Source organism: Streptomyces sp. NBC_01244 (assembly GCF_035987325.1).
Classification (GTDB): Bacteria; Actinomycetota; Actinomycetes; order Streptomycetales; family Streptomycetaceae; genus Streptomyces.
In genome coordinates this window covers 229404-254761 of the sequence record NZ_CP108489.1, presented here as the reverse complement: position 1 = coordinate 254761, position 25358 = coordinate 229404, and the positions used below count along the sequence as shown (strand labels likewise).

The 25358-nt window shown below is 73.2% G+C and carries 2 protein-coding genes; both read right to left on the bottom strand.

The genetic code is table 11. The features are described from left to right. Nucleotides 1–32 precede the first annotated feature (32 nt). The gene (locus tag OG247_RS43430) at nt 33–20246 is read right to left on the bottom strand and encodes a non-ribosomal peptide synthase/polyketide synthase (RefSeq protein WP_327258027.1); all 20214 of its coding nucleotides are present in this window, start codon (nt 20244–20246) and stop codon (nt 33–35) included. Next, the gene (locus OG247_RS43425) at nt 20243–25309 is read right to left on the bottom strand and encodes a non-ribosomal peptide synthetase (protein WP_327258026.1); all 5067 of its coding nucleotides are present in this window, start codon (nt 25307–25309) and stop codon (nt 20243–20245) included. The genes OG247_RS43430 and OG247_RS43425 overlap by 4 nt, the downstream gene beginning before the upstream one ends. Nucleotides 25310–25358: the final 49 nt, after the last annotated feature.

Sequence of the window (25358 nt, the reverse complement as noted above, 5' to 3'; positions counted from 1 at the left end):
CGCCCGTCCTTCCCTGGGCTGGTCGGTGTCGGTCATGGGCGGTCCCGGCCCCACTGGCCGGCGAGCTCTCCGCCGCCGAGGCCCGACTGCTCCCTCAGCTGCGCGGACACGGCCTTGATCGCCGCGCGGCCCGATTCGGCGTTGGTGAGGACGACGAACCCGGCGCCGTCCGACATCCGGACGATCAGCATGTTGCGGTAACCGTGCGGCTCCCCGCCGTGGCCCGCCTCCAGGTCGGGGGCCCGGCCGTCCACGACCGCGCCCAGGCCGTAGAAGGTTCCCTCGCCGACGGGGGTGAGCAGCCGTTCGGCGAGCGGCCGGGACAACAGCGCACCGGCCTCTCCCAGATAGGCCCGGCGGAGTTCGACCGCGGCCTTGGCCAGGTCGGCGGCGGTGGACCACAGGCCGGAGGAGGCCATGTGCGGTCCGACCCGCCAGCCGCCGTCCACGGGCCGGCCGACCGGGTCGTGGCCGGCGGCCGGCGGCTTGCCGGAGGTGGCCGGGAAGTCCGGCTCGAAGCCGCTGGACGCCATCCGCAGGGGCTGCAGGACCGTGGTCCGCATCAGCTCGGCGAACGCGGTGCCCGTCACGTCCTCCAGCAGCTGCTGGATCACCCAGTAGTTGGTGTTGGAGACGAGGAACCTGGTGCCCGGCGCGACCTCGCTGTGCACCTGCGCGAGCAGGTCGGAGAGCGGGGGTACCGGGACGCCGGGGGCGACGCCCGCGTACGGGACGGAGACCAGGCCCGACCAGTGCGAGAGCAGTTGGGCGAGGGTGACGGCGACGGGATTGCCGTCCCGGTCGGTCAGTTGCCGGCCGGTGAGGTAGGTGTTGACGTCGGTGTCGAGGTCGAGCCTGCCCTCGTCCACGAGGCGCAGCACGCCCAGGGCGGTGATGTGCTTGCTGATGGATCCGGCCGGGAAGAGCGTGCCCGGGGTGACCGGGTCGGTGCCGCCGGCCTCCCGTACGCCGTAGGCGTGCAGGGAGGCGACCTCGCCGTCGCGGAGCACCGCGAGGCTCATGCCGGGGATGTGGTGCTCGGTCATTGCGGGCAGCCGGTCGTCGGCCACCGGGCGGGCCGCGGGCGCGGCGGCGGGTCCGGTTCGGGGTTCCGGTCGGGAGGCGGCCGCGGTTTCGGCGTCGATCTCCGCGGCGAGCTCCGCCAGGGTGTGGGTCTGGTAGATCATCCGCAGGGAGAGGGGCAGCCCCTGCTTCCGGGCGGCCGCCATGACCTTGATGACCATCATCGAATGGCCGCCGACGGCGAAGAAGTTGTCGTTCGCGCCGACCCGTCCACGTCCGAGGACCTGCTCCCAGATGCCGGCGAGCGCCTGCTCGGTCGCGGTCTCCGGGGCGGTGTAGGCCGCCTGCCGGTCGTCGGTCCCGTTGGCGGGGAGGCCGGTGCCGGGGGTGGGGAGGGCGCGTCGGTCGACCTTGCCGTTGGCGTTGAGGGGCATGGCTTCCAGCGCCACGTAGGCGGTGGGGACCATGTAGTCGGGCAGGTGGAGCGCGGCGTGCTCGGCGAGGTCGGCGTCCGTGACCTCGGTGTTCTCGGGGACGTAGTGGGCGACGAGTTGCTTTTCGCCTTCGGCGGGCTCGTGGACGCTGACGAACACCTCTCGGAGGGCCGGGTGTTCGGCCAGGACGGCCTGGATCTCGCCGAGTTCGACGCGGTAGCCGCGGATCTTGACCTGGTCGTCGATCCGGCCCAGGAACTCCACGTCCCCGTCCGGGCGCCGGCGGACCAGGTCGCCCGTGCGGTAGAAGCGGGCACCGAGCACCCGGGCGAAGGGGTCCGGGAGGAAACGTTCCGCGGTCAGGTCCGCCCGGCCGGCGTAGCCGCGGGCCACACCGGTGCCACCCACGTACAGCTCACCGAGGACACCCACCGGGACCGGCTGGAGCCGGCCGTCCAGTACGTACATCGTCATGTTCGGCAGCGGCCGCCCGATGGGGACGACCTCGGAAAGCTGTTCGGCCTCGACGGGGAAGATGCAGGAGCCCACCGAGGTCTCGGTCGGGCCGTACTCGTTGATCAGCCCGCCCGGGCCCAGCAGCTCCAGCCACCGGTTCGCCAGCCCGCGGGGCAGTGCCTCGCCGCCGACGACGACCTGTCGGGTGAGCGAGGCCAGGGTCGGGGTGTCGAGCTGGTGGACCAGGAGTTCGAGGTGGGCGGGGGTCAGCTTGAGGAAGCTGTAGGGGGCCCCGGCGGCCAGTTCTTCGCCGAACTGTCCGGGGTTGGTGTCCTGGGAGACGGTCAGTACGGGCTCGCCCAGGGTCAGAGGCACCCAGATGTTCGGCACGACCAGGTCGAACGCGACCGAGGAGAAGAGGGCCGTGCCCCCGGTGCCGCGGCGGCTGAACCGCCCTGCGGCGGCGGCCACGTGGTTGGCCAGGCCCCGGTGCGGGAGCTCGACGCCCTTGGGGGTGCCGGTCGATCCCGAGGTGAAGATGACGTACGCGAGGCGGTCGAGGTCGTCGATCCGGGCGGGCGCCGTGTCCGGATGGCCGTCCAGGATCGGGAGCTCGCCCTCCAGCACCACGCGGGCGCCCGAGGTCTCCACGATCGCGGCGAGGCGCTCGGCCGGATAGGACGGATCCACCGGCACATACGTGCCACCCGCCTTCCACACACCCAGCAGGGCCGCGATCAGATCCGGACCACGGTCCAAGACCACCGCCACCCGAGACTCGGCCTCCACCCCACGGGCACGCAGGAAATGCGCCACCCGGTTAGCGCGAGCATCCAGCTCCGCGTAGGACACGCTCCCCCACGCACCGCGAACGGCGACCGCATCCGGCGATTCCAAGACGCGGACCTCGAACAACTCCAGCACCGAGGCCGTTTCCGCCTCGACCGTGGAGTCGTTCCACTCCACCAGTTCGCGGCGCAGCTCCTCCGCCGACAGGTGGGGCTGGAGCGCGGATCCTTCCGGGTCCTGCGCCATGGCCTCGAGGACGGACCGGAACAGCGCGGCAATCCGGTCGAGCTGCTGCAGGCCGACCACGTGGTTGCTGGCGTGGAGGTTGATCGAGCCGCCCAGTGCCGAGACCCGGAGCCCGAATTCGAGGGCGCCCTCGCCGACCGTGGCCTGCGTGTCGATCAGGTCGTGGTCGATCTGCCGGAAGTCCTGGTAGGTGAACGGGGCTTCGATCAGCCGCTCGCCGTCGGCGAGGCCGTGCTGGATGGCGGGCATCGGATAGGCCCGGTGCGTCCACAGCTCGGTCTCGCGGGCGTAGACCTGCTCGACGAGTTCCCGCCAGGTGCGGGCCGTGCGGTCGAAGGCGAAGGGGAGGGTGTTGAGGTGCATGCCGTAGACCCGGTCCGCCCCCAGCACCTCGGGGCGGGCGTTGCACACCAGCCCCGAGAAGAAGGCCTGCTGGTCGGTGATCAGGCTGAGCGTCTTCAGGTGGGCGGCGTGCAGCACGCTCTTGAGCGACCCGCCGGCCTTGGCGGCGAGTGCGCGCAGCCCGTCCTCCAGGTCGGCGTACGGGATCCTGCTGCGGCGGGCGACGGGCGGGGTGTCCGCCGGTTCGCCCCAGACCGCGGGGAGGGTGAACCGCTCGTGGTTCTCGACGATGCCCTGCCAGTAGCCGCGGGACTCCTCGGAGGCGAGCGTGTCGAGCTCGGCGGCGATGAAGTCCGCGAAGCGCACGGCGATGGGCTCCCCGGTCTCCGCGGCCGGCCCGCCCTCGCGGATGCGCCGGTACTCGCCCAGCACCTCCATCAGGAGGTTGCTGTGGGACCAGCCGTCGAGGATGACGTGGCACTGGGTCACCGACAGCCACCAGGCTCGGTCGCCCTCCACGTGGGCGCCGATCCGCAGCAGCGGGGCCTTCGAGAGGTCGAACAGGTCCGCCCGCTCGTCGGCCGTGAACTGCCTCATGGAGTCGGCGAGTCCCTGCTCGTCCAGGGTGCTCAGGTCGCGGACGGCGACCGGGAGGTCGGCCGTCTCGTGTACGAGCTGCATCGGCACGGAGTACGAGGTGAGGTCGACGGAGGTGCGCAGGACCTCGTGACGCTCCACGACCAGGGACACCGCGGTGCGCAGGGCCCCGGCGGAGAAGGGTTCCTCATCTCGGATCCGTACGGAGACCACGTTGTGGTACTTGTGCCGTGCGTCGCCGTTCTGCATTTCGACGACCATGCCGGTCTGTACCTGGGACAGCGGGTAGGCGTCCGCGAGCCCGGCCGGCAGCTTGGTGCGGTCCTCGTCGGTGAGCAGCGCGAACGGCTCGACGGCGGTGTGCGCGGTGGCCGGCGCCGGGCGCCCGGTGGCCAGTTCGGCGAGGGCCGCCACGGTGCGGGCGGCCAGGACGTCGCGGACCGCGAGGTCGTGGCCCGCGGCGCGCAGGGCGCCGACCACGACCAGGGCGCGGATGGAGTCGCCGCCGAGGTCGAAGAAGCCGTCTTCGACGCCGACCCGGTCGACGCCCAGGGCGTTCTGCCAGATGGCGGCGATCTCCCGCTCGGCCGGGGTGCGCGGGGCGACGTACGGCCGGTCGCTGCCGAGGGCGGCCGAGCCGGGGGCGGGCAGGGCCCGCTTGTCGAGCTTGCCGTTGGTGGTCAGCGGCAAGGCCTCGAGCGGGACGAACGCGGCCGGGACCATGTACTCCGGGAGGCCGGCAGCCAGGTGCGCCCGCAGCTCACCCAAGCCGGGAGCCGGGGCTCCCGGCGCGGTCACGAAGTAGCCGACGAGCCGCTTGTCCCCGGGGGTGTCCTCACGGACCACGACCACCGCCTCCCGCAGGGCGGGATGGGCGGCCAGGACGTTCTCGATCTCGCCGAGTTCGATGCGGAACCCACGGATCTTGACCTGGTCGTCGATCCGGCCCAGGAACTCCAGGGTGCCGTCGGGCAGGCGGCGGGCCAGGTCGCCCGAGCGGTAGAGGCGCGCCCCGGCCGGACCGTACGGGTCGGGGACGAAGCGGGCGGCGGTGAGCTCGGGGCGGCCTAGGTAGCCGCGGGCCACACCGGGGCCTCCGACGTGGATCTCGCCGGGGACGCCGATCGGCACCAGGTCCCCGTTGCCGTCGAGGAGGTGGACGCGCAGGTCGCTGAGCGGGCGGCCGATGGGGTTGCCGGCGCCGGGCTCGAAGTCGCGCCTGGTGAGCCGGTGGTAGGTGGTGTGGACAGTGGTCTCGGTGATCCCGTACATGTTCACGAGGGCGGTGCGGGCGAGGCCGAGGCGGTCGGTCCACGGCTTCAGCTCGGCGACCTCCAGCTTCTCCCCGGCGAAGACGACCGCCCGGACGGACAGCTGCTTGATCCTGCGGTCGCCGTCGGCCGCGGCGGCGACCAGGGCGCGGAAGGCGGACGGCGTCTGGCTCAGGACCGTGACCTCCTCCTCGACCAGCAGGTCCAGGAACTCCTCGGGGGAGCGGGTGACCGCGTACGGGACGACGACGAGGCGGCCGCCGTTGAGGAGGGCCCCCCACATCTCGAAGACGGAGACGTCGAAGGCGTAGGAGTGGAACAACGACCACACGTCCGTCTCGTCGAAGGCGTAGTGCTCCTGCGCCGTCGACAACAGCCGCACCACGTTCGCGTGCGTCAGGGCCACGCCCTTCGGCAGACCCGTCGAACCCGAGGTGTAGATCGTGTAGATCAGGTTCTCCGGGGTGCCCGCCACGGCCGGGTTGCCGTCCGGCTGGGCGGCCAGTGCGTCGCCCGCCCGGTCCAGGATCACCAGCTCGCCGTCGAAGCGGCCCTCCAGGACCGGAGCCAGCGCGGAGGTGGTCAGGACGACTTTCGCCTTCGCGTCGCTCACGATGTAGGCGAGCCGGTCCGCCGGATTCGCCGGGTCCAACGGCAGGTACGCCGCCCCCGCCTTCAACACGCCCAGCAGCGCCGGCAGCAGCTCGCCGTCCCGCTCCAGGCACAGACCCACCAGGTCCTCCGGACCCACACCCATGCCGCGCAGGAGGTGCGCCACCCGGTTCGCCCGCGCGTTCAGCTCGGCGTACGAAAGGCTCGAACCCCCGAACGACACCGCGGGCCCGTCGGGCGTCCGCGCCACCTGCTCCTCGAACACCTCGTGGACGCGGCGCACCACCGGTTCGGCGGTGTCGGTGGTCCGCTCGCCGAGGAGGCGTTCGCGCTCCCCGGCGGGCAGGTACGCCGCGCGGGCGTCGCCCTCCGGGTCGGCGGCCATCGCCTCCAGGACCGCCCGGTACATGCCCGCGAGGCGTTCCGCATGGGCCTTGCCGAGCACCCGGGTGGTGGTGGAGAGCACGATGTCCCGGGTGGTGGCGTGGACCGAGAGGCCGAATTCGGTGGGGGTCTCGCTGATGCGGACGTTCGAGTCGACCTGCTCGCCGTCGATCTGGTGGAAGTCGACGAAGTTGAACAGGACGTCGATGAGCCGGCCGGCGCGCGCCGTGCGCTGGATGGCGGGCATCGGGTAGCGCCGGTGGTCCCAGACCTCCAGCTCCCGCTCGAAGACCTGGCGTACGAGCTCTCCCCAGGTGCGGGAGCGCCGGTCGTGGGCGAACGGCAGCGAGTTCAGGTGCATGCCGTAGACCTGCTCGGCGCCCGCGATCTCGGGCCGGGCGTGGCACACCAGACCGGTGAAGAAGGCGGCTTCGCCGGTGAGCTGGCTCATCACCTTCAGGTGCGCGGCGTGCAGGACGCTCTTGAGGGAGACCCCCTTCGCCGCGGCGAGTGCGCCCAGCCCGTCCGCCAGGTCGGCGAACTCGATCCGGGCCCGGTGCGAGCCGGCCGGTGCGCCCTCGGCCTCGGCCCAGCCGGCCGGCAGCTCGAACTTGGCGTGCTCGGCGAGGATGCCGGACCAGTAGGCGCGGTCCTCCTCGGACGCGAGGGATTCCAGCTCGCCCGCGATGAAGTCGGCGTAGCGCACCGGGAGCCGGTCGTCGTCGGGCCGGCCGCCGTCGCGGATGGTCCGGTAGGTCTCCAGCAGCTCCATCACCAGCGAGGCGTGGCTCCAGCCCTCCAGGATGACGTGGGATTCGGTGAGGCTCAGCCACCAGGCGCCGGAGCCCTCGACGTGGGCGGCCACCCGCAGCAGCGGTGCCCGGTCCAGCTCGAAGAGGTCCTCGCGCTGTGCGCGGACGTAGCCGCGCAGCGCCTGCTCCAGGCCTGACCGGTCGAGGCCGGTCAGGTCGTGTACGGGGACGGGGACGTCGACCTCGCCGTGAACGACCTGCATCGGGACGCCGTAGCCGACGGCGTGCACGGAGGTGCGCAGGACGTCGTGCCGGGCGACCACGTGCCGGACCGCCGCGGCGAGCGCCGGGCCGTCGAACGGGGTTTCGTCCTTGATCCGGAACGAGGTGACGTTGTGGTAGTTGCTGCGGCCGCCGTCGTCGAGGAGCTCGACGACCATGCCGGCCTGGATCTGGGAGAGCGGGTAGGCGTCGTCGGCGCCCGGCGGCACCTTCGCCCGGTCCTCCTCCGTGATCAGTGCGAACGGCAGCACCGCCGCCTCCTCCTGGGTGGTGTCCTGCGCGGTGGCGTGCTCCGCCGTCCGCGCGACGGTCCGGTACTCGAAGACCTCGCGGACGCCGATGGCGAATCCGGCCGCCCGCAGCGCGCCGACCAGCGGAACGGCTCGGATCGAGTCGCCTCCGAGGTCGAAGAAGCTGTCGTGGACGCCGATCCGTTCGACGCCGAGGACCTTCTGCCAGATCTCGGCGATCCGCCGCTCGGTCTCGTCGCGCGGGGCGACGTAGGCGGTGTCGGAGGCCAGCGCGGCGTCGCCGGGGGCGGGCAGGGCCCGCCGGTCGGTCTTGCCGTTGGCGTTGAGCGGGATGCGGTCCACGGGCACGAAGGCGGCGGGGACCATGTAGTCGGGCAGTGCGGCGGCCAGGTGGTCGCGCAGGTCGCTCAGGCCCGGGGCGGCTCCGTCGGCGGGCACGAAGTAGCCGACCAGCCGCTTCTCTCCCGGGGTGTCCTCGCGGACCAGGACCACCGCGTCGCGTACGCCGGGGTGGGTGCCCAGTGCGGTGGAGATCTCGCCGAGTTCGATGCGGAAGCCGCGGATCTTGACCTGGTCGTCGATCCGGCCGAGGAAGTCGAGGCTGCCGTCGGGGAGCCTGCGGGCCAGGTCGCCGGCCCGGTAGAGGCGGGCTCCGGGCTCTTCGCCGTAGGGGTCGGGGACGAACCGCTCCGCGGTCAGCGCGGGGCGACCCAGGTAGCCGCGGGCCACGCCCGGGCCGCCGACGTGGATCTCGCCCGGCACGCCGAGCGGCACGAGGTGGCCGTCGCGGTCCAGCAGGACGGTCCGCAGGTCGTCGAGGGGGCCGCCGACGGGGCTGCTCAGTGGGCGGGCGATGTCCTCGGCCGTCAGGCGGTGGTGGGTGACGTGGACGGTGGTCTCGGTGATCCCGTACATGTTGACCAGCTCGGGGGCGTCGAGCCCCAGCCGGTCCGTCCACGGCGCGAGTTCGCCGACCTCCAGCTTCTCGCCGCCGAAGACGACGGTGCGCAGGGCGAGCCGACCGGTGCGCGGGTCGCCGTCGCGGGCGGCGCCGACGAGCGAGCGGAACGCGGACGGGGTCTGGTTGAGGACGGTGACCCGCTCCTCGGCGAGGAGGCCGAGGAACTCGTCGGGGGAACGGGTGACGGACTGCGGGACGACGACCAGCCGGCCTCCGTACAGCAGGGCTCCCCACAGCTCCCAGACGGAGAAGTCGAAGGCGTAGGAGTGGAAGAGCGTCCACACGTCGCCGGGGCCGAAGTGGAAGGCGTCCTCGGTGGCGGTGAACAGGCGCAGCACGTTGGCGTGGGTCAGGCAGACGCCCTTGGGCTTTCCGGTGGATCCGGAGGTGTAGATGACGTAGATCAGGTCCTGCGGGCCCGCGGCCGACCGCGGGTCGGAGTCCGGCTGCGCCGCCAGTTCCGCGGCGAGCGCGGGCGCGTCGAGGACGAGCAGCTCGCCCTCGTAGCGCCCTTCGAGTGCGCCGGCCGCCGCGCGTTCGGTGAGGACGACGGGGGCGGCGGCGTCCTCGGCGATGTAGGCGAGCCGGTCCGCCGGGTAGGACGGGTCGAGGGGGACGTAGGCGCCGCCGGCCTTGAGGACGCCGAGGAGTGCGGGCACGAGTTCCGTGCCGCGTTCCAGGCAGACGCCGACCAGGGTGCCGGGGCGGACGCCCCGGGCGCGCAGCAGGTGGGCCACCCGGTTGGCGCGGGCGTTGAGCTCCGCGTAGGTGAGGCGGATGCCTTCATAGGTGACGGCCGTCGCCGCGGGGGTGCGTCGGGCCTGCTCCTCGAAGGCGCCGTGGACGGTGCGTGCGGGGGCGACCGCGGTGGCCGGCCGGGCGCCGGTCCAGTCGGCGATCAGCAGCTCCCGCTCGCCGGCCGGGAGGTACGCGGCCCGGGCGTCGCCTTCGGCGTCGGCGGCCATCGCTTCGAGGACGGCCCGGTACATGGCGGCGAGCCGTTCGGCGTGGGGCCGGGACAAGACGGCGGTGTTCGTCTTCAGGTTGAGGTGTCCGGCGAGGGTGGTGACCGCCAGCGCGAACTCGATGCCGCCGGATCCGACGCCGGACTCGACGTCCACCAGGTCGGTGTCGACCATCCGGAAGTCCTGGTAGTTGAAGACGACGTCGACGAGGCGCCGGCCGCCGGCCTGCCGCTGCATGGCGGGCAGCGGGAACTGGCGGTGCGGCCAGAGCGCGACTTCCTGGGCGAAGACCTGCCGGACCAGTTCCCGCCAGGTGCGGGCCGTGCGGTCGACGGCGAACGGCACGGTGTTGACGTACATGCCGTAGACGCGGTCGGCGCCCGCCGCCTCGGGGCGGGTGTCGCAGACCAGGCCGGTGAAGAAGGAATCCTCGACGGTGAGCTGGCTCATCACCTTCAGGTGGGCGGCGTGCAGCACCGCCTTGAGGGAGGCCTGCGCGGTGGCGGCCAGGTCCCGCAGCCGCGGTTCCAGGTCGAGCAGGGGCACCCGGATCCGGTAGGCCTCGGCCCGGTCGGTGGCTTCGGTCTCGCCCCAGCCTGTGGGGAGTTCGAACTTCTCGTGGTCCGAGGTGAGCCGCTGCCAGTGGCCGCGGTCCTCCGCCGAGTCCAGGGAGGCCAGCTCGGCGGCGATGAAGTCGGCGAAGCGGACGGACGGGGCGGGCTGCTCGTCCGTGTCCGGCCGGCCGTCCCTGATCTGCTCGTAGGTGCGGAGCAGTTCCATCATGAGCGCGTGGTAGCTCCAGCCCTCGGTGATGGCGTGGGACTCGGTGAGCGCGAGGTGCCAGGCCCGGTCGCTCTCGACGAGGGCCGCGACCCGCAGCAGTGGGGCCGTGGACAGCTCGAAGAGGTCGGCCTTCTCGGCATCGACGAAGCGGCGTACGGCCTCGTTCTGCGCCGGGGCGTCCAGGCCGCGCAGGTCGTGCACGGCGAACGGGGTCCGGGCCTCGGTGTGGACGAGCTGCAGGGGTGTGGAGAACCCGGTGAGCCGGAAGGAGGTGCGCAGCACGTCGTGCCGGGCGGTGACGAGGCGGGTCGCGGTGCGCAGCGCCTCGGCGTCGAAGGGGACTCCGTCGCGGATCCGGTTGACGCTGACGTTGTGGTACTTGGCTCCGGCGTGGTCGGCGAGCATCTCGACGGCCATGCCGATCTGCACCTGGGAGAGGGGGTAGCCGTCGTCGAGGCCGGCGGGCAGCAGTTGCCGGTCCGCTTCGGTGAGCAGGGCGAAGGGGGCGATGCCGGGCTTCGGCTCGGCGGGTGCGGGGCGGCCCGTGGCGATCTCGGCGACGGCCGCGACGGTGCGGCCTTCGAATATCTCGCGGACGCCTATGTCGAATCCGGCTTCGCGCAGGGCGCCGATCAGGGACACGACCCGGATCGAGTCGCCGCCCAGGTCGAAGAAGCCGTCGTGCACGCCGACCCGTTCGACGCCGAGGACCCGCTGCCACACCTCGGCGATGCGCTGCTCGGCGCTGGTGCGCGGGGCGGTGTAGGAGGTGGTGGCGGCGAGCGCGGAGCGGTCGGGGGCGGGCAGGGCCCGCCGGTCGGCCTTCCCGTTGGCGGTGAGCGGGATGGCGTCCAGGACGACGAAGGCGGCCGGGACCATGTGCGGGGGCAGGGCGGTGGCGAGGGCGGCGCGCAGGGCGGCCGGGGACGGTTCGTGGCCGTCGGCGGCGCGGACGTACGCGACGAGCTGCCGGTCGCCGGGGGTGTCCTCGCGTACGACGGCGACGGCGTCGCCGACCTCGGGGAGCCGGGCGAGGGCGTCCTCGATCTCGCCGAGCTCGATCCGGAAGCCGCGCAGTTTGACCTGGTGGTCGACGCGGCCCAGGAAGTCGATCTGTCCGTCGGGCAGGAGGCGCACCGAGTCGCCGGTGCGGTAGAGCCGGGCGCCGGGTTCGGCGGCGTAGGGGTCGGGCAGGAAGCGGTCGGCGGTCAGGTCGGGGCGGCCCAGGTAGCCGCGGGCGAGGCCTGTGCCGGCGATGTACAGCTCGCCGGGTACGCCGGCCGGGACGGGCCGCAGGGCGGCGTCGAGAATGCGCAGGGCGGAGCCCGGCACGGGCCGGCCGATGGGCGGACGGACGGCGCCGGCCAGTGGGTCGCTCATCGAGGCGCACACGGTGGTCTCGGTCGGCCCGTAGGCGTTGACCATCCGGCGGCCGGGTGACCAGGCGGCGACCAGGTCCGGGGTGCAGGCCTCCCCGGCGACCACCAGGGTGGCGGCGGCGGGCAGTCCGCCGTCCGCCGGCAGCACGCTCAGCACGGAGGGGACCAGCGTGAGGTGGGTGATGTCCTGCTCGAAGGCGAGCCGGGTGAGCTCCGGGCCCGGCCGGAGCCGGTCGGCGGGGGCGAGGACGAGCGTCGCTCCGGAGAGGACGGACTGGGCGAGGTCGGCGAAGGCCGCGTCGAAGCTGGCCGACGCGAACTGCAGGACCCGGTCTCCGGCGCCGATGCCGAACGCCTCGGCCTGCGCGGCCGCGAGGTTGGCGGTGCCGCGGTGGGTGACGACGACTCCCTTGGGACGGCCCGTCGATCCCGAGGTGTAGATGACGTAGGCGGCGTGGTCGGGGGTGAGCCCGGTCGCGGGGGCGGTGGCGGGCAGGGCGGCCAGGGCGTCCGCGTCCCGGTCCAGGCAGACGGTGGCGGCCCCGTGCTCCGGCAGCCGCTCCAGCAGGTGCTCCTGGGTGACGAGGACGGGCGCGCCGGAGTCGGCGAGCATGTACGCGAGTCGGTCGGCGGGGTAGGCGGGGTCGAGCGGGACGTAGGCGCCTCCGGCCTTCATGATGCCGAGCAGGCCGACGATCAGGTCGGGGCCGCGTTCGGCGCTGATGGCGACGAGCGTCTCCGGGCCGACGCCGAGTTCGGTGAGGCGGTGCGCCAGCCGGTTGGCCCGCGCGTCGAGTTCGGCGTAGCTGAGGACCGTGCCCTCGTGGGCGACGGCGGGCGCGTCCGGGGTGCGGGCGACGTGCGCGGCGAACTGCTCGGGCACGGTGCGCGGGGTGCCGGACGGGGCGCTGCCGGTCAGCGGTGCCAGCAGTTCCAGCTCCGCGGCGGGGAGGGTGAGGGCACGGGCGTCGCCGTCGACGCCTGCGGCCATCGCTTCGAGGACGGCCCGGTAGAGGCCGGCGAGGCGTTCGGCGTTGGTCTGGCTCAGGGCGTGCGTGTGGCTGCTGAGGCCGAGCCGGCCGCCGAGCACGGAGACGTGCAGGGCGAACTCGGTGGCGGCGTCGTGGACGGCGCCGGCCATGTCCACACGGTCGGTGTCGACCTGGTGGAAGTCGAGGTAGTTGAAGACCACGTCGATGAGGCGGTGGCCGTCCGCGAGGCGCTGGATCGCGGGCAGCGGGTAGCGGCGGTGCGGCCAGGTCGCGGCCTCGCGGGCGAAGACCTGCTGGGCCAGTTCGCGCCAGGTGCGGGCGGAGCGGCTGTCGTGCGGGTGGGGCAGCGTGTTGAGGTGCATGCCGTACACGCGGTCGGCGCCGAGGGCTTCGGGGCGGCCGTGCGAGACGACGCCGGTGTGGAACGCCGGCTCGTCGGTCAGCATGCTCATCACCTTCAGGTGCGCGGCATGCAGGACGCTCTTGTACGAGACGCGGGCGGCGGCCGCGAAGGCCCGCAGCCCGCGCTCCAGCGGGACCAGGTCCACCCGGGCGCGGGAGGCGCGGCGGGGGGTCGCCGGGTCGCCGGCCCAGCCGGCGGGCAGGGTGAAGGGGACATGGGTGTCCAGGGTCCGCTGCCAGTGGGCGCGGTCCTCGGCGGAGTCGAGGGATTCCAGCTCGCCGGCGATGAAGTCGGCGTACCGGACGGGGACCGGCTCGGGCTCGGAGGCCGTGCCGGTGTCACGGAGCTGCCGGTAGCAGTCGAGGATCTCCATGAGGAGGGAGTGGTGGCTCCAGCCCTCGGTGACGACGTGCGGCTGGGTGAGGCCCAGGTACCAGGAGTCGTCGCCGTCGATGAGGGCGGCGACGCGCAGCAGTGGGGCCCGGTTCAGGTCGAAGAGCCGTGCGCCCTCCTCCGTGCGGAAGGTGCCCAGGGCGGCGGACCGCTCGTCCTCGCCCAGGAGGCGCAGGTCGTGGACGGTGACGGGGACTTCGGCGGTGGTGTGCACGAGCTGCATGGGCACCGAGTACGCGGCCAGCTCCACCGAGGTGCGCAGGATGTCGTGGCGGGCGGTCACGGTGCGGGCGGCGGCGCGGAGCGCCGGCTCGTCGAAGGCGGTGCCGTCGGGGTCCTGGATCCGGAAGAGGCTGACGTTGTGGTAGCGGTTGGCGCCGTCCTCCGCGAGCATCTCGACGACCATGCCGGTCTGGACGAGGGACAGCGGATAGGCGTCCTGGACCCCGGCGGGCAGCGCGGCCCGGTCGGAGGCGGTGATGAGCGCGAAGGGCTCCACACCGGTGAAGGCCGTGCTGTCGGGGGCGGGACGGCCGGTCAGCAGCTCGGCGAGGCGAGCCGTGGTGCGGTACTCGAAGACGTCCCGGACGCCGATGTCGAAGCCGGCGGCGCGCAGGGCGCCGACGAGGGCGACGGCGCGGATGGAGTGCCCGCCGATGTCGAAGAAGTCGTCGTGCACGGAGACGCGTTCGCGTTGCAGGACGGTGCGCCAGACCGAGGCGATCCGCTCCTCGGTGTCGGTGCGGGGCGCGGTGTGGGTGTCCTGGCTGGCGTCGGCTCCGGGGGTGGGGAGGGCGCGTCGGTCGACCTTGCCGTTGGCGTTGAGGGGCATGGCTTCCAGCGCCACGTAGGCGGTGGGGACCATGTAGTCGGGCAGGCGGAGTGCGGCGAACTTCGCCAGGTCGGCGTCTGTGACCTCGGTGTTCTCGGGGACGTAGTGGGCGACGAGCTGCTTTTCGCCTTCGGCGGGCTCGTGGACGCCGACGAACACCTCCCGGACGGCCGGGTGTTCCGCCAGTACGGCCTGGACCTCGCCGAGCTCGACGCGGTAGCCGCGGATCTTGACCTGGTCGTCGATCCGGCCCAGGAACTCCACGTCCCCGCCCGGGCCACGGCGGACCAGGTCACCGGTCCGGTAGAAACGCGCACCCGCGTGCCCCGCGAAGGGATCCGGGAGGAAACGCTCCGCCGTCAGGTCCGCACGGCCGGCGTAGCCACGGGCCACACCGGTGCCACCCACGTACAGCTCACCGGGCACACCGACCGGGACCGGCTGGAGCCACCGGTCGAGGACGTACATCGTCATGTTGGGCAGGGGAAGGCCGATCGGGACGACCTCGGAGGGCTGCTCGTCCTCGACGGGGAAGACGCAGGAGCCCACGGAGGCCTCGGTCGGGCCGTACTCGTTGATCAGCCCGCCCGGGCCCAGCAGGTCCAGCCACCGGTTCGCCAGCCCGCCGGGCAGCGCCTCGCCGGCGACCACGATGACACCGGCCAGTGCGGCCGCGGTCTCGTCGTCGAGCTGGTGCCCCAACATTTCCAGGTGGCCGGGGGTGAGCTTGATGAAGCTGTACGGGGCTTCGGCCGCGAGGTGTCGGCCGAGGTCGGCCAAGTCGACGTCGGCCGAAACGGTGTGCACGGACTGCCCCGCCACCAGCGGAGCCCACAGGTTCGGCACGACCAGGTCGAAGGCGACCGAGGAGAACAGCGGCGCACCACCCGAACCCCGCGAAGCCAACTCCCGAGCCGCCCACCCCACATGGTTCACCAGACCCCGGTGGGTGACCTCCACGCCCTTGGGGGTGCCGGTCGATCCCGAAGTGAAGATGACGTACGCGAGCCGGTCCAAGTCCTCGATCCGGGCGGGCACCGTGTCCGGATGGCCGTCCAGGTCCGGGAGCTCGCCCTCCAGCACCACGCGGGCGCCCGAAGTCTCCACGATCGCGGCGAGGCGCTCGGCCGGATAGGACGGATCCACCGGCACATACGTGCCACCCGCCTTCCACACACCCAGCAGGGCCGCGATCAGATCCGGACCACGGTCCAAGACCACCGCCACCCGAGACTCGGCCTCCACCCCACGGGCACGCAGGAAATGCGCCACCCGGTTAGCGCGAGCATCCAGTTCGGCGTAAGAGACGCTCCCCCACGCACCGCGAACGGCGACCGCATCCGGCGATTCCAGGACGCGGACCTCGAACAACTCCAGCACCGAGGCCGTTTCCGCCTCGACCGTGGAGTCGTTCCACTCCACCAGCTCCCGACGCAGCTCCTCCACCGACAGGTGGGGCTGGAGCGCGGATCCCTCCGGGTCCCCCGCCATCGCCTCCAGTACCGAGCGGAGCAGCGCCGCCAGCCGGTCGGTGGCGGTCCTGCTCAGGGAGCGCGGGCTCGCGGTCAGCACGAGGTGGCCGATTCGGGCCGAAACGCCGAGCGGGAACTCGGTGGGGCTGTCGTCGATGCTGGCGAGGTAGTCGACGCGGTCCCGGTCGACCTGGTCGAAGTCGTGGTAGCTGAACCGCATGTCGATCAGCCGCTCGCCGTCACTCAGCTCGCGCTGGATGACGGGCATGGGGTAGCCGCGGTGGGGCCAGAGCTCGATCTCGCGGGCGTAGACCTGCTCGACGAGCTCCCGCCAGGTGCGGGCCGTGCGGTCGAAGGCGAAGGGGAGGGTGTTGAGGTGCATGCCGTAGACCCGGTCCGCCCCCAGCACCTCGGGGCGGGCGTTGCAGACGAGCCCCGAGAAGAAGCGTTCCTCCTCGGTGATCAGGCTGAGTGTCTTGAGGTGCGCGGCGTGCAGCACGCTCTTGAGCGACCCGCCGGCCTTGGCGGCGAGTGCGCGCAGCCGGTCCTCCAGGTCGTGGAAGGGCACGGGGACGCGGTACGGCCGGCCGTCGTCCGCCGGGTCGCCGGCCCAGGCGGCGGGGACCGCGAGGCGGGCGTGGTTCTCGACGATGCCCTGCCAGTAGCCGCGGGACTCCTCGGAAGCGAGCGTGTCGAGCTCGGCGGCGACGAAGTCCGCGAAGCGCACGGTGGTCGGCTCCGCGGTCTCCGCGGCCGGCCCGCCCTCGCGGATGCGCCGGTACTCGCCCAGCACCTCCATCAGGAAGGAGTGGTGGCTCCAGCCGTCGAGGATGGCGTGGCACTCGGTGTTGGTGAGCCACCAGCTGCCGTCGGCCGCGGTGTGGGCGTGCAGCCGCAGCAGCGGGGCATTCGACAGGTCGAGAGGGTCGGCCCGCTCGGCGACCGTGAACTCCCGCAGCGAGGCGAGGAGCTCCTCCTCCGCCAGGTGTCGCAGGTCTCGGACGCCGACCGGGATCCGCGCCGCGGCGTGCACCAGTTGCATCGGCACGGAGTAGCCGGAGAGGTCCACGGAGGTCCGCAGCACGTCGTGGCGGGCGGTGACCAGGTCCGCTGCCGCGCGCAGCGCCTCCTCGTCGAAGGGGCGGTCGTCGCGGATCCGGAAGGAGGTGACGTTGTGGTACGGGTGGCGGCCGTCGTCGGTCAACATCTCGACGACCATGCCGAGCTGGACCTGGGACAGCGGGTAGGCATCCGCGAGCCCGGCCGGCAGCTTGCCGCGGTCCTCGTCCGTGAGCAGCGCGAACGGCTCCACGGCCGTGTGCGCGGTGGCCGGCGCCGGGCGCCCGGTGGCCAGTTCGGCGAGGCGGGCGACGGTCCGGTACTCGAAGACGTCGCGGACGGCCACGTCGTATCCGGCCTCGCGGAGACGTCCGACGAGGTTGACCGCGCGGATGGAGTGGCCGCCGAGGTCGAAGAAGCCGTCCTCGACGCTGACCCGGTCCAGGCCCAGGACGTCCTGCCAGACGGCGGCGATCCGCTCCTCCACGACCGTGCGGGGGGCAACGTGGCGGGAGGAGCCGACGGCGTCGCCGCCCGGGGCCGGGAGGGCCCGCTTGTCGAGCTTGCCGTTGGTGGTCAGCGGGAGGGCCTCGAGCGGGACGAACGCGGCCGGGACCATGTACTCGGGGAGTGCGGCGGCCAGCAGGGAGCGGAGCTCGGCGGGAGCCGGTCTGTTCTCCGCGTCCGAGGTCACGTAGGCGACGAGCCGCGCGTCGCCCGGCTCGTCCTCGCGGACCACGACGACGGCGTCACGGACCGCCGGGTGCCCGGCCAGGATGTTCTCGATCTCGCCGAGTTCGATGCGGAAGCCGCGGATCTTGACCTGGTCGTCGATGCGGCCCAGGAACTCCAGCTGCCCGTCGGGCAGACGCCGGGCCAGGTCCCCCGAGCGGTAGAGGCGCGCACCAGCCGGACCGTACGGGTCGGGGACGAAGCGGGCGGCGGTGAGCTCGGGGCGGCCTAGGTAGCCGCGGGCCACACCGGGGCCTCCGACGTGGATCTCGCCGGGGACGCCGACCGGCACCAGCCGGCCGTGGGCGTCGAGCAACTGCACCGTCAGGTCGGCGAGGGGATGGCCGACGGGGTTGCCGGCCTGCGGGTCGAGGTCCGCCTCGGTGAGCCTGCGGTAGGTCGTGTGGACGGTGGTCTCGGTGATCCCGTACATGTTGACGAGAGCGACCCGGTCCAGGCCGAGGCGGTCGGTCCACGGCTTCAGCTCCGCGACCTCCAGCTTCTCGCCGGCGAAGACGACGGCCCGCAGCGCGAGCCGGTCCACGCGCGGGTCGCCGTCGCGGGCGGCGCCCACCAGGGAGCGGAACGCGGACGGCGTCTGGTTCAGGACGGTGACGCCCTCCTCGACCAGGAGGTCGAGGAACTCCTCGGGCGAGCGGGTGACCGCGTACGGGACGACGACCAGCCGGCCGCCGTGCAGCAGCGCCCCCCACATCTCCCACACGGAGACGTCGAAGGCGTAGGAGTGGAACAGCGGCCAGACGTCGGTCTCGGCGAAGGCGTAGTGCTCCCGGCCGCGCCGCATCAGCCGCGCGACGTTCTCGTGCGTGAGCGCGACGCCCTTGGGGCGGCCCGTGGAGCCGGAGGTGTAGATCGTGTAGATCAGGTTCTCCGGGGTGCCCGAGAGGTCCGGGTTGGTGTCCGGCTGCGCGGCGAGCACCTGGCCCGCCTGGTCCAGCAGCACCCGCTCGCCGTCGAAGCGGCCCTCCAGGACCGGAGCCAGCGCGGAGGTGGTCAGGACGACTTTCGCCTTCGCGTCGCTCACGATGTAGGCGAGCCGGTCGGCCGGGTTCGCCGGGTCCAACGGCAGGTATGCCGCCCCCGCCTTCAACACGCCCAGCAGCGCCGGCAGCAGCTCGCCGTCCCGCTCCAGGCACAGACCCACCAGGTCCTCCGGACCCACACCCATGCTCACGAGCAGGTGCGACACGCGGTTCGCCCGCGCGTTCAGCTCGGCGTACGTCAGATCGGTGCCGGCGCAGGACACGGCCACCGCGTCGGGGGTGCGCGCGGCCTGCTCCTCGAACACCTCGTGGACGCGACGGACCACCGGGTCCACCACCGCGGGACCACCCGCGAGCAGCACCCGCTCGTCCGCGCCCAGCATCTCCAGACCCGACACCCGAGCCCCCGGAGCCACCACCGCCGACTCCAGCAGCCGGACCAGGTGACCGGCCATGCGCTCCACCGTCTCGCGGTCGAACAACGCCGTCGCGAATTCCAGATGGCCGCCGAGCGAGCCGTCGGGCGCTTCCCGCAGCTGGAGGTCGAGGTCGAACTTCGCGCTGCGGTTGGTGCCGTGGTACGGCTCGGCCGTCACCCCGGCCAGTTCGAAGGCGCTGGTCCGCTCGCCGTGCATGGTGAACGCGACCTGGAACAGCGGGGTGCGCGACAGGTCCCGCTCGGGCTGGAGCTCGTCGACGAGCTGCGCGAAGGGCACGGCCTGGTGGTCGAAGGCGTCGAGCACGGTGGCGCGGGTCGCGGACAGCAGGTCCTCGAAGGCCGGGTCGCCGTCGAGGCGGCCGCGTAGGACGAGGCTGTTGATGCCGTATCCGATGAGGCCCTGGAGGTCGGGGTGGCTGCGGCCGGAGCTGATCGTGCCGACCGCGATGTCCGTACGGCCGCTGTAGCGGGCGAGCAGGGTCTGGAACGCGGCGAGCACCACCATGAACGGGGTGGCCTCGTGGCGTGCGGCGAGCGACCGGATGCGGGTGGCGAGGTCCGTCGGCAGGGCGAAGGCCACCGAGTCGCCGGAGGCGTCGCGCACGGCGGGGCGCGGCCGGTCGGTGGGCAGTTCGAGGGGTTCCAGGCCGGCCAGCTGCTGCTTCCAGTGGTCGACCTGGTTCGCGAGCGCGCCGCCGTTCAGCTCGGCGCGCTGCCAGGCCGCGTAGTCGGCGTACTGGACGGGCAGCGGGGCGAGCGGCTGCGTGCTGCCGCCTTCGGCGAACGTCCGGTACAGGACGGACAGTTCCTGTCCGAAGACGCTGGTGGACCAGGCGTCGCAGGCGATGTGGTGGAAGACGACGGCGAGGACGTGGTCGTCGGCGGTGTGGCGCAGCAGCCGGCCGCGTACGGGCCATTCGGCGGCCAGGTCGAAGGGGCGCGACATGTCGTGCTCGACGGCGGCGAGGATGCTGCTCTCGTCGGGCGTCTCGGTGACCGTCAGCGGTGCGGGGCGGGGGGCGTCGATGATCTGGGCCGGCTCGTCGCCGACGAGCGCGTACCGGGTGCGCAGGACCTCGTGCCGGTCGAGCAGGGCCTGCCAGGCGCGGCCCAGGGCGTCGGTGTCGAGGGGGCCGCGCAGGCGCAGGACCAGCGGTACGAGGTACTCGATGCCCTCGGGCTCCAGCCGGTTCAGGAACCACATCTGCTGCTGCCCGTACGACAGCGGCAGGGCGGCGTCGCGGTCGGCACGCGGGATGGAGTTCCGGCGGGCGGCGCCGCGGCGGCCGGCGAGGCGGCGACGCAGCAGCTCCTCGCGCAGGGTGTCGGCGCCGCTGTCGGCGCCGGTGTCGGCGCCCGGAACGATCTGGCCTGTGTCACCGGTCGTCGTCATGCTTCGAGCTCCTTCACCAGCAGTTCGTCATTCACCAGTTCCGAGTCGGTGAGCGCGGCGATCTCCGCCCTGATGCGCTCCTCGACGGTGGCCGCCAGCCGGGCGACCGTGGGGCCCTCGAACACCGTCCGCACCGCGAAGTCGATCTCGAACTCCTCCTGGATGCGGGAGATGAGCCGGATCGCGAGGATCGAGTTGCCGCCGATGTGGAAGAAGTTGTCGTGCGCGCCGACCTGGGCGCCCAGCAGATCCGTCCAGATCTCGGCGATGCGTTCCTCCACCGGTCCGCTCGGCGGTACGTGCCGGTCGGCGTCCTGGCCGGCGTCGGCTCCGGGGGTGGGGAGGGCGCGTCGGTCGACCTTGCCGTTGGCGTTGAGGGGCATGGCTTCCAGCGCCACGTAGGCGGTGGGGACCATGTAGTCGGGCAGGCGGAGTGCGGCGTGCTCGGCGAGGTCGCCGTCCGTGACCTCGGCCCCGCTGTTCTCCGCCACGTAGTGGGCGACGAGCTGCTTTTCGCCTTCGGCGGGCTCGTGGACGCCGACGAACACCTCTCGGAGGGAGGGGTGTTCCGCCAGGACGGCCTGGATCTCGCCGAGTTCGACGCGGTAGCCGCGGATCTTGACCTGGTCGTCGATCCGGCCCAGGAACTCCACGTCCCCGCCCGGGCCACGGCGGACCAGGTCACCGGTCCGGTAGAAACGCGCACCCGCGTGCCCCGCGAAGGGATCCGGGAGAAAACGCTCCGCCGTCAGGTCCGCACGGCCGGCGTAGCCGCGAGCCACACCCGTGCCACCCACGTACAGCTCACCCGGCACACCCACCGGGACCGGCTGCAACCGGCCGTCCAGTACGTACATCGTCATGTTCGGCAGCGGCCGCCCGATCGGCTGGACCTCCACCGCCGAATCCTCCGGAACCTCGAACACCGAGGTACCCACCGACGCCTCCGTCGGCCCGTACTCATTGATCAAACGCGTCCCCGGAGCCAGCGCACGCCACCGCTCCAACGTCCCCCGCGAAAACGGCTCACCCGCCACCACCAACACCGGAGCCAAAGCCCCCGCCTCTGCCCCACCCAACTGCAAGGACAGCACGTCCAAATGGCCCGGGGTGAGTTTGACGAAGCTGAAGGGCTCGGCCGCCGCGAGGTGCTTGCCGAGGTCCGCGAGGTCCGTGTCCTGGGGCAGCAGGAACAGGCGCTGGCCGGTGACGAGCGGCACCCACAGGTTCGGTACGACGAGGTCGAAGGCGATCGAGGAGAACAGCGGGGCTCCGCCGTTGTCGGTCGGCGCCAGCTCCCGAGCGGCCCACGCCACGTGGTTGACCAGACCGCGGTGGGTGACCTCGACGCCCTTGGGCGTACCCGTCGAACCCGAGGTGAAGATGACGTACGCGAGCCGGTCCAGGTCCTCGACCCGCTCGGGCGGGGTCGTGGGCCGGGCCGCGATGGCGGCCGCGTCCGCGTCCGTGTCGACCAGGACCGCTCCGTCGCCGGCGTGCCCGGCGTAGGCGGTGCTGGTGACGATGGTCCGGGCGTCGGCGGTCGCGCGGATCGCGGCGAGCCGGTCGGGCGGGCAGGTGGGGTCGACCGGGACGTAGGCGGCGCCGGCCTTCCACACGGCCAGCAGGGTGACGATCAGCTCGGGGCTCCGGTCGAGGAGCACGGCGACCCGGGATTCGGCGCGCACGCCGCGGGAGCGCAGCTCGTGGGCGAGCCGGTTGGCGCGGGCGTCGAGGTCGGCGTAGCGGACGGTCTCGGAGCCGTGGGCGACGACGGGGGCGTCGGGGTCCGCGGTGGCCCATGCCTCGAAGAGGCCGAGGACGCTCTCCGACTCGGCGGCGATGCCGGTGTCGTTCCAGCCGGCGAGCAGCTGGTGCCGCTCTTGGCCGTCGAGCAGGTCGAACGCGGCCAGCGGCAGGTCCGGGCGGGCGGCGGCCTCTCGGAGCAGCGCCACGAAGTGCCGGGCCATCCGCTCCGCGGTGGTGTGGTCGAAGAGGGAGGCGGCGTACTCCAGGACGCCGTCCAGGGCCCCGTCCTCGGTGTGCCGCATGAACAGCGACAGGTCCGTCTTGGCGACCTGCCAGGCGGCGGTGAAGGCCGCCATGTCGGTGTCCTCGGTGGCGACGCTGGTGACGCCCTCGCTGTGCAGGTCGAAGGCGACCTGGTAGAGGGGCGTGCGCGAGAGGTCCCGCTCGGGCTGGAGCTCGTCGACGAGCCGCTCGAAGGGGAGTTCCTGGTGGGCGAAGGCGGACCGGGCGGTCGCCCGGACCCGGTCCAGGGCCTCGGCGAAGTTCAGGCCGGGCTCCAGCCGGCAGCGGACGACCAGCGAGTTCAGGAAGAAGCCGACGGTGCCCTCGGTCTCGGGGTTGCCGCGTCCGGCCACCGGGGTGCCCACCGGAACGTCCCACTGGCCGCTGTAGCGGGCGACGAGCGCGGCGTAGGCGGTGAGCAGGGTCATGAAGGGCGTGGCGCCGTGCGCGCGGCCCAGCTCGGTGAGGCGGGCGGCCAGTTCGGGGGCCACCTGGAAGGGGACGACGGCGCCGCGCGGGTCGCGTTCGCCCGGGCGCGGCCGGTCGGTGGGCAGGTCGAGGGGGGCGATGCCGTCGAGGGCGCCGCGCCAGTGGTCGAGCTCCCGCGCGATGAACTCCTCGGTGTGCCGGGCCTGCTGCCAGGAGCCGTAGTCGGCGTACTGGACGGCCGGGTCGGTGAGGCGGGGTGCGCGTCCCTCTGCGTGGGCCGCGCACAGCTCGCGCAGTTCGCGCTCCAGGATGACGGTGGACCAGCCGTCGACGGTGATGTGGTGGAGCGTCAGCAGGAGGACGTGGTCCTCCCCCGGGGTCCGGGCGAGCAGGGCCCGCCACAGCGGGCCGCGCGCCAGGTCGAAGCCGCGCCGGAACTGCTCGCCGAACAGGGCTCCGAGGCCGTCCCGGTCGCGGTCGGCGATGTCCTCGACGCGCAGTTCGACGCGGTCGGCAGCCGGCTCGGCGATGACCTGGTACGGCTCGCCGCCCCGGTCCGGGTAGCGGGTGCGCAGCGCCTCGTGGCGGGCGGTGAGGGTGTCGAGGGCGTGCCGCACGGTATCGGTGGCGGTGGTGGCGGGCAGCCGCAGGAACAGCGGCGCCACCCACTCGGGGCTGCCGGGGTGCATGCGGTCGAGGAACCAGAGGCGGCTCTGCCCGGAGGAGAGCGGCAGGGCGCCGTCGCGGGGCACGGGCAGCAGCGGCGGCTCGTCGGCGGGGGCAGCGCCGCCGAGCAGGCGGGCCTGCGCCTCGACGGTCGTACCGGTGAGCAGTCCGCGCAGCGAGATGTGCTCGCCGGAGGCGGCACGCAGCCTGGCGGCGAGCCGGGTCAGCTGGAGGGAGGTGCCGCCGAGGGCGAAGAAGTCGTCGTGGGCGCCGACCCGGTCGAGGCCGAGGAGGCCGGCCCAGGCGTCGGCGACGAGCTGTTCCCCCGGGGTGCGGGGGGCGGTGAAGGCGGGCTGCTCGGCGGCGGCGATCTCGCCGGGGGTGGGCAGCAGGGCGCGGTCGACCTTGCCGTTGGCGGTCAACGGGAAGGCGTCGACGGTGTGGAAGAAGGAGGGGACGTGGCTGTCGGGCAGCCGGTCGCGCAGGAAGGTGCGCAGGGCGTCCGCGGTGAGTTCGGCGGTGGTGGCGAGGTGCGCGGCGAGCCGCTTGCTGCCGCCCTCGGCCTCGTAGGGCAGGACGACGGCGCCGGTCACCTGGGGGTGGGCGGCGAGGACGGCCTCGATCTCGGCGGGCTCGATCCGTACGCCGTTCACCTTGACCTGGTGGTCGATGCGGCCGACGTAGTCGAGGGTGCGGTCGGCCCGCCAGCGGACCAGGTCGCCGGTGCGGTAGAGGCGGGAGCCGGGCTCGGCGGCGTAGGGGTCGGGGACGAACCGCTCGGCGGTCAGGTCGGGGCGGCCGAGGTAGCCGCGGCCCACGCCGACGCCGCCCGCGTAGAGCTCGCCGGTGGTGCCGATCGGCACGGGGTCGCCGTTGGGGTCGAGGACCAGGACCCGGGTGTGGGGAAGGGGGCGGCCGATGGGGATCGGCCCGCTGGTGGTGGACGGGTCCACCGGCTGGGCGGTGATGTCGATGGAGCACTCGGTGGGGCCGTAGGTGTTCCAGACCCGGGCGGCGGAGCCGGCCCGCTCGCGCAGCCGGGCCACGAGCTCGCCGTGCAGGGGCTCGCCCGCGGAGAAGACCAGCCGCAGCGCTTCGCAGCCGCTCCAGTCGCTCTCCTCGACCAGGGCCCGCAGTACGGACGGTACGACCTGGAGGACGGTGGCCCGGCTGTCGGCGACGGAGCGCAGCAGCGCGGCCGGGTCGCGTTCGGCGCCGTGCGGGGCGAGGACCACGGTGCCGCCGCTGACGAGGGGCGCGAAGACTTCCCAGGCGGCTGCGTCGAAGCCGATGGAGGTCTTCTGCAGGATGCGGTCCGCGGCGCCGAGGTGGTGCGTGCGGACCGTCCACCTCACGCGGTTGGCGATGCCGGCGTGGGTGACGACCACGGCCTTGGGGGTGCCGGTGGAGCCGGAGGTGAAGACCGTGTAGGCCGCGTGGTCCGGTCCGGTGCCGGGCTCGGGCGCGGTCTCGGGGAGCCCTGCGGGCATGTCCTCGAGGCCGGTGCGGCGGGCCCCGGCGTCGCGGAGGGCTCCTTCGAGGGCGGGGCCCGCGAACACGGTCCGGACGCCCGCCCGGCGGACCAGGCCGGTCAGCCGTGCGGGCGGCTGACCGGGGTCGAGCGGCAGGTACGCCGCTCCGGCCTTCCACACCCCGAGCAGGGCCACGACCAGGTCGGTGCCGCGCTCGAGGGCCACGCCGACCACGGACTCCGGGCCGGCGCCCAGGCCGCGCAGGTGGTGGGCCGTGCGGTTGGCCGCCCGGTCCAGTTCCTCGTACGTCAGCGTGCGCCCGCCGTCGGCCTCGGCGACGGCGACGGCCCGCGGGGTACGGAGGGCCTGCGCGGCGAAGGCTTCGTGCAGCAGCTCGGTGGCTCCGGCCGCCGACGGCCGGGGACGGATGTCGGGGGCGTCACCCGACCGGTGTTCGGCGGTCACGAGATCTCCTGTTCCGGGTCTGGGGGTGCGGGGGGCGGGGGCGGGTGCG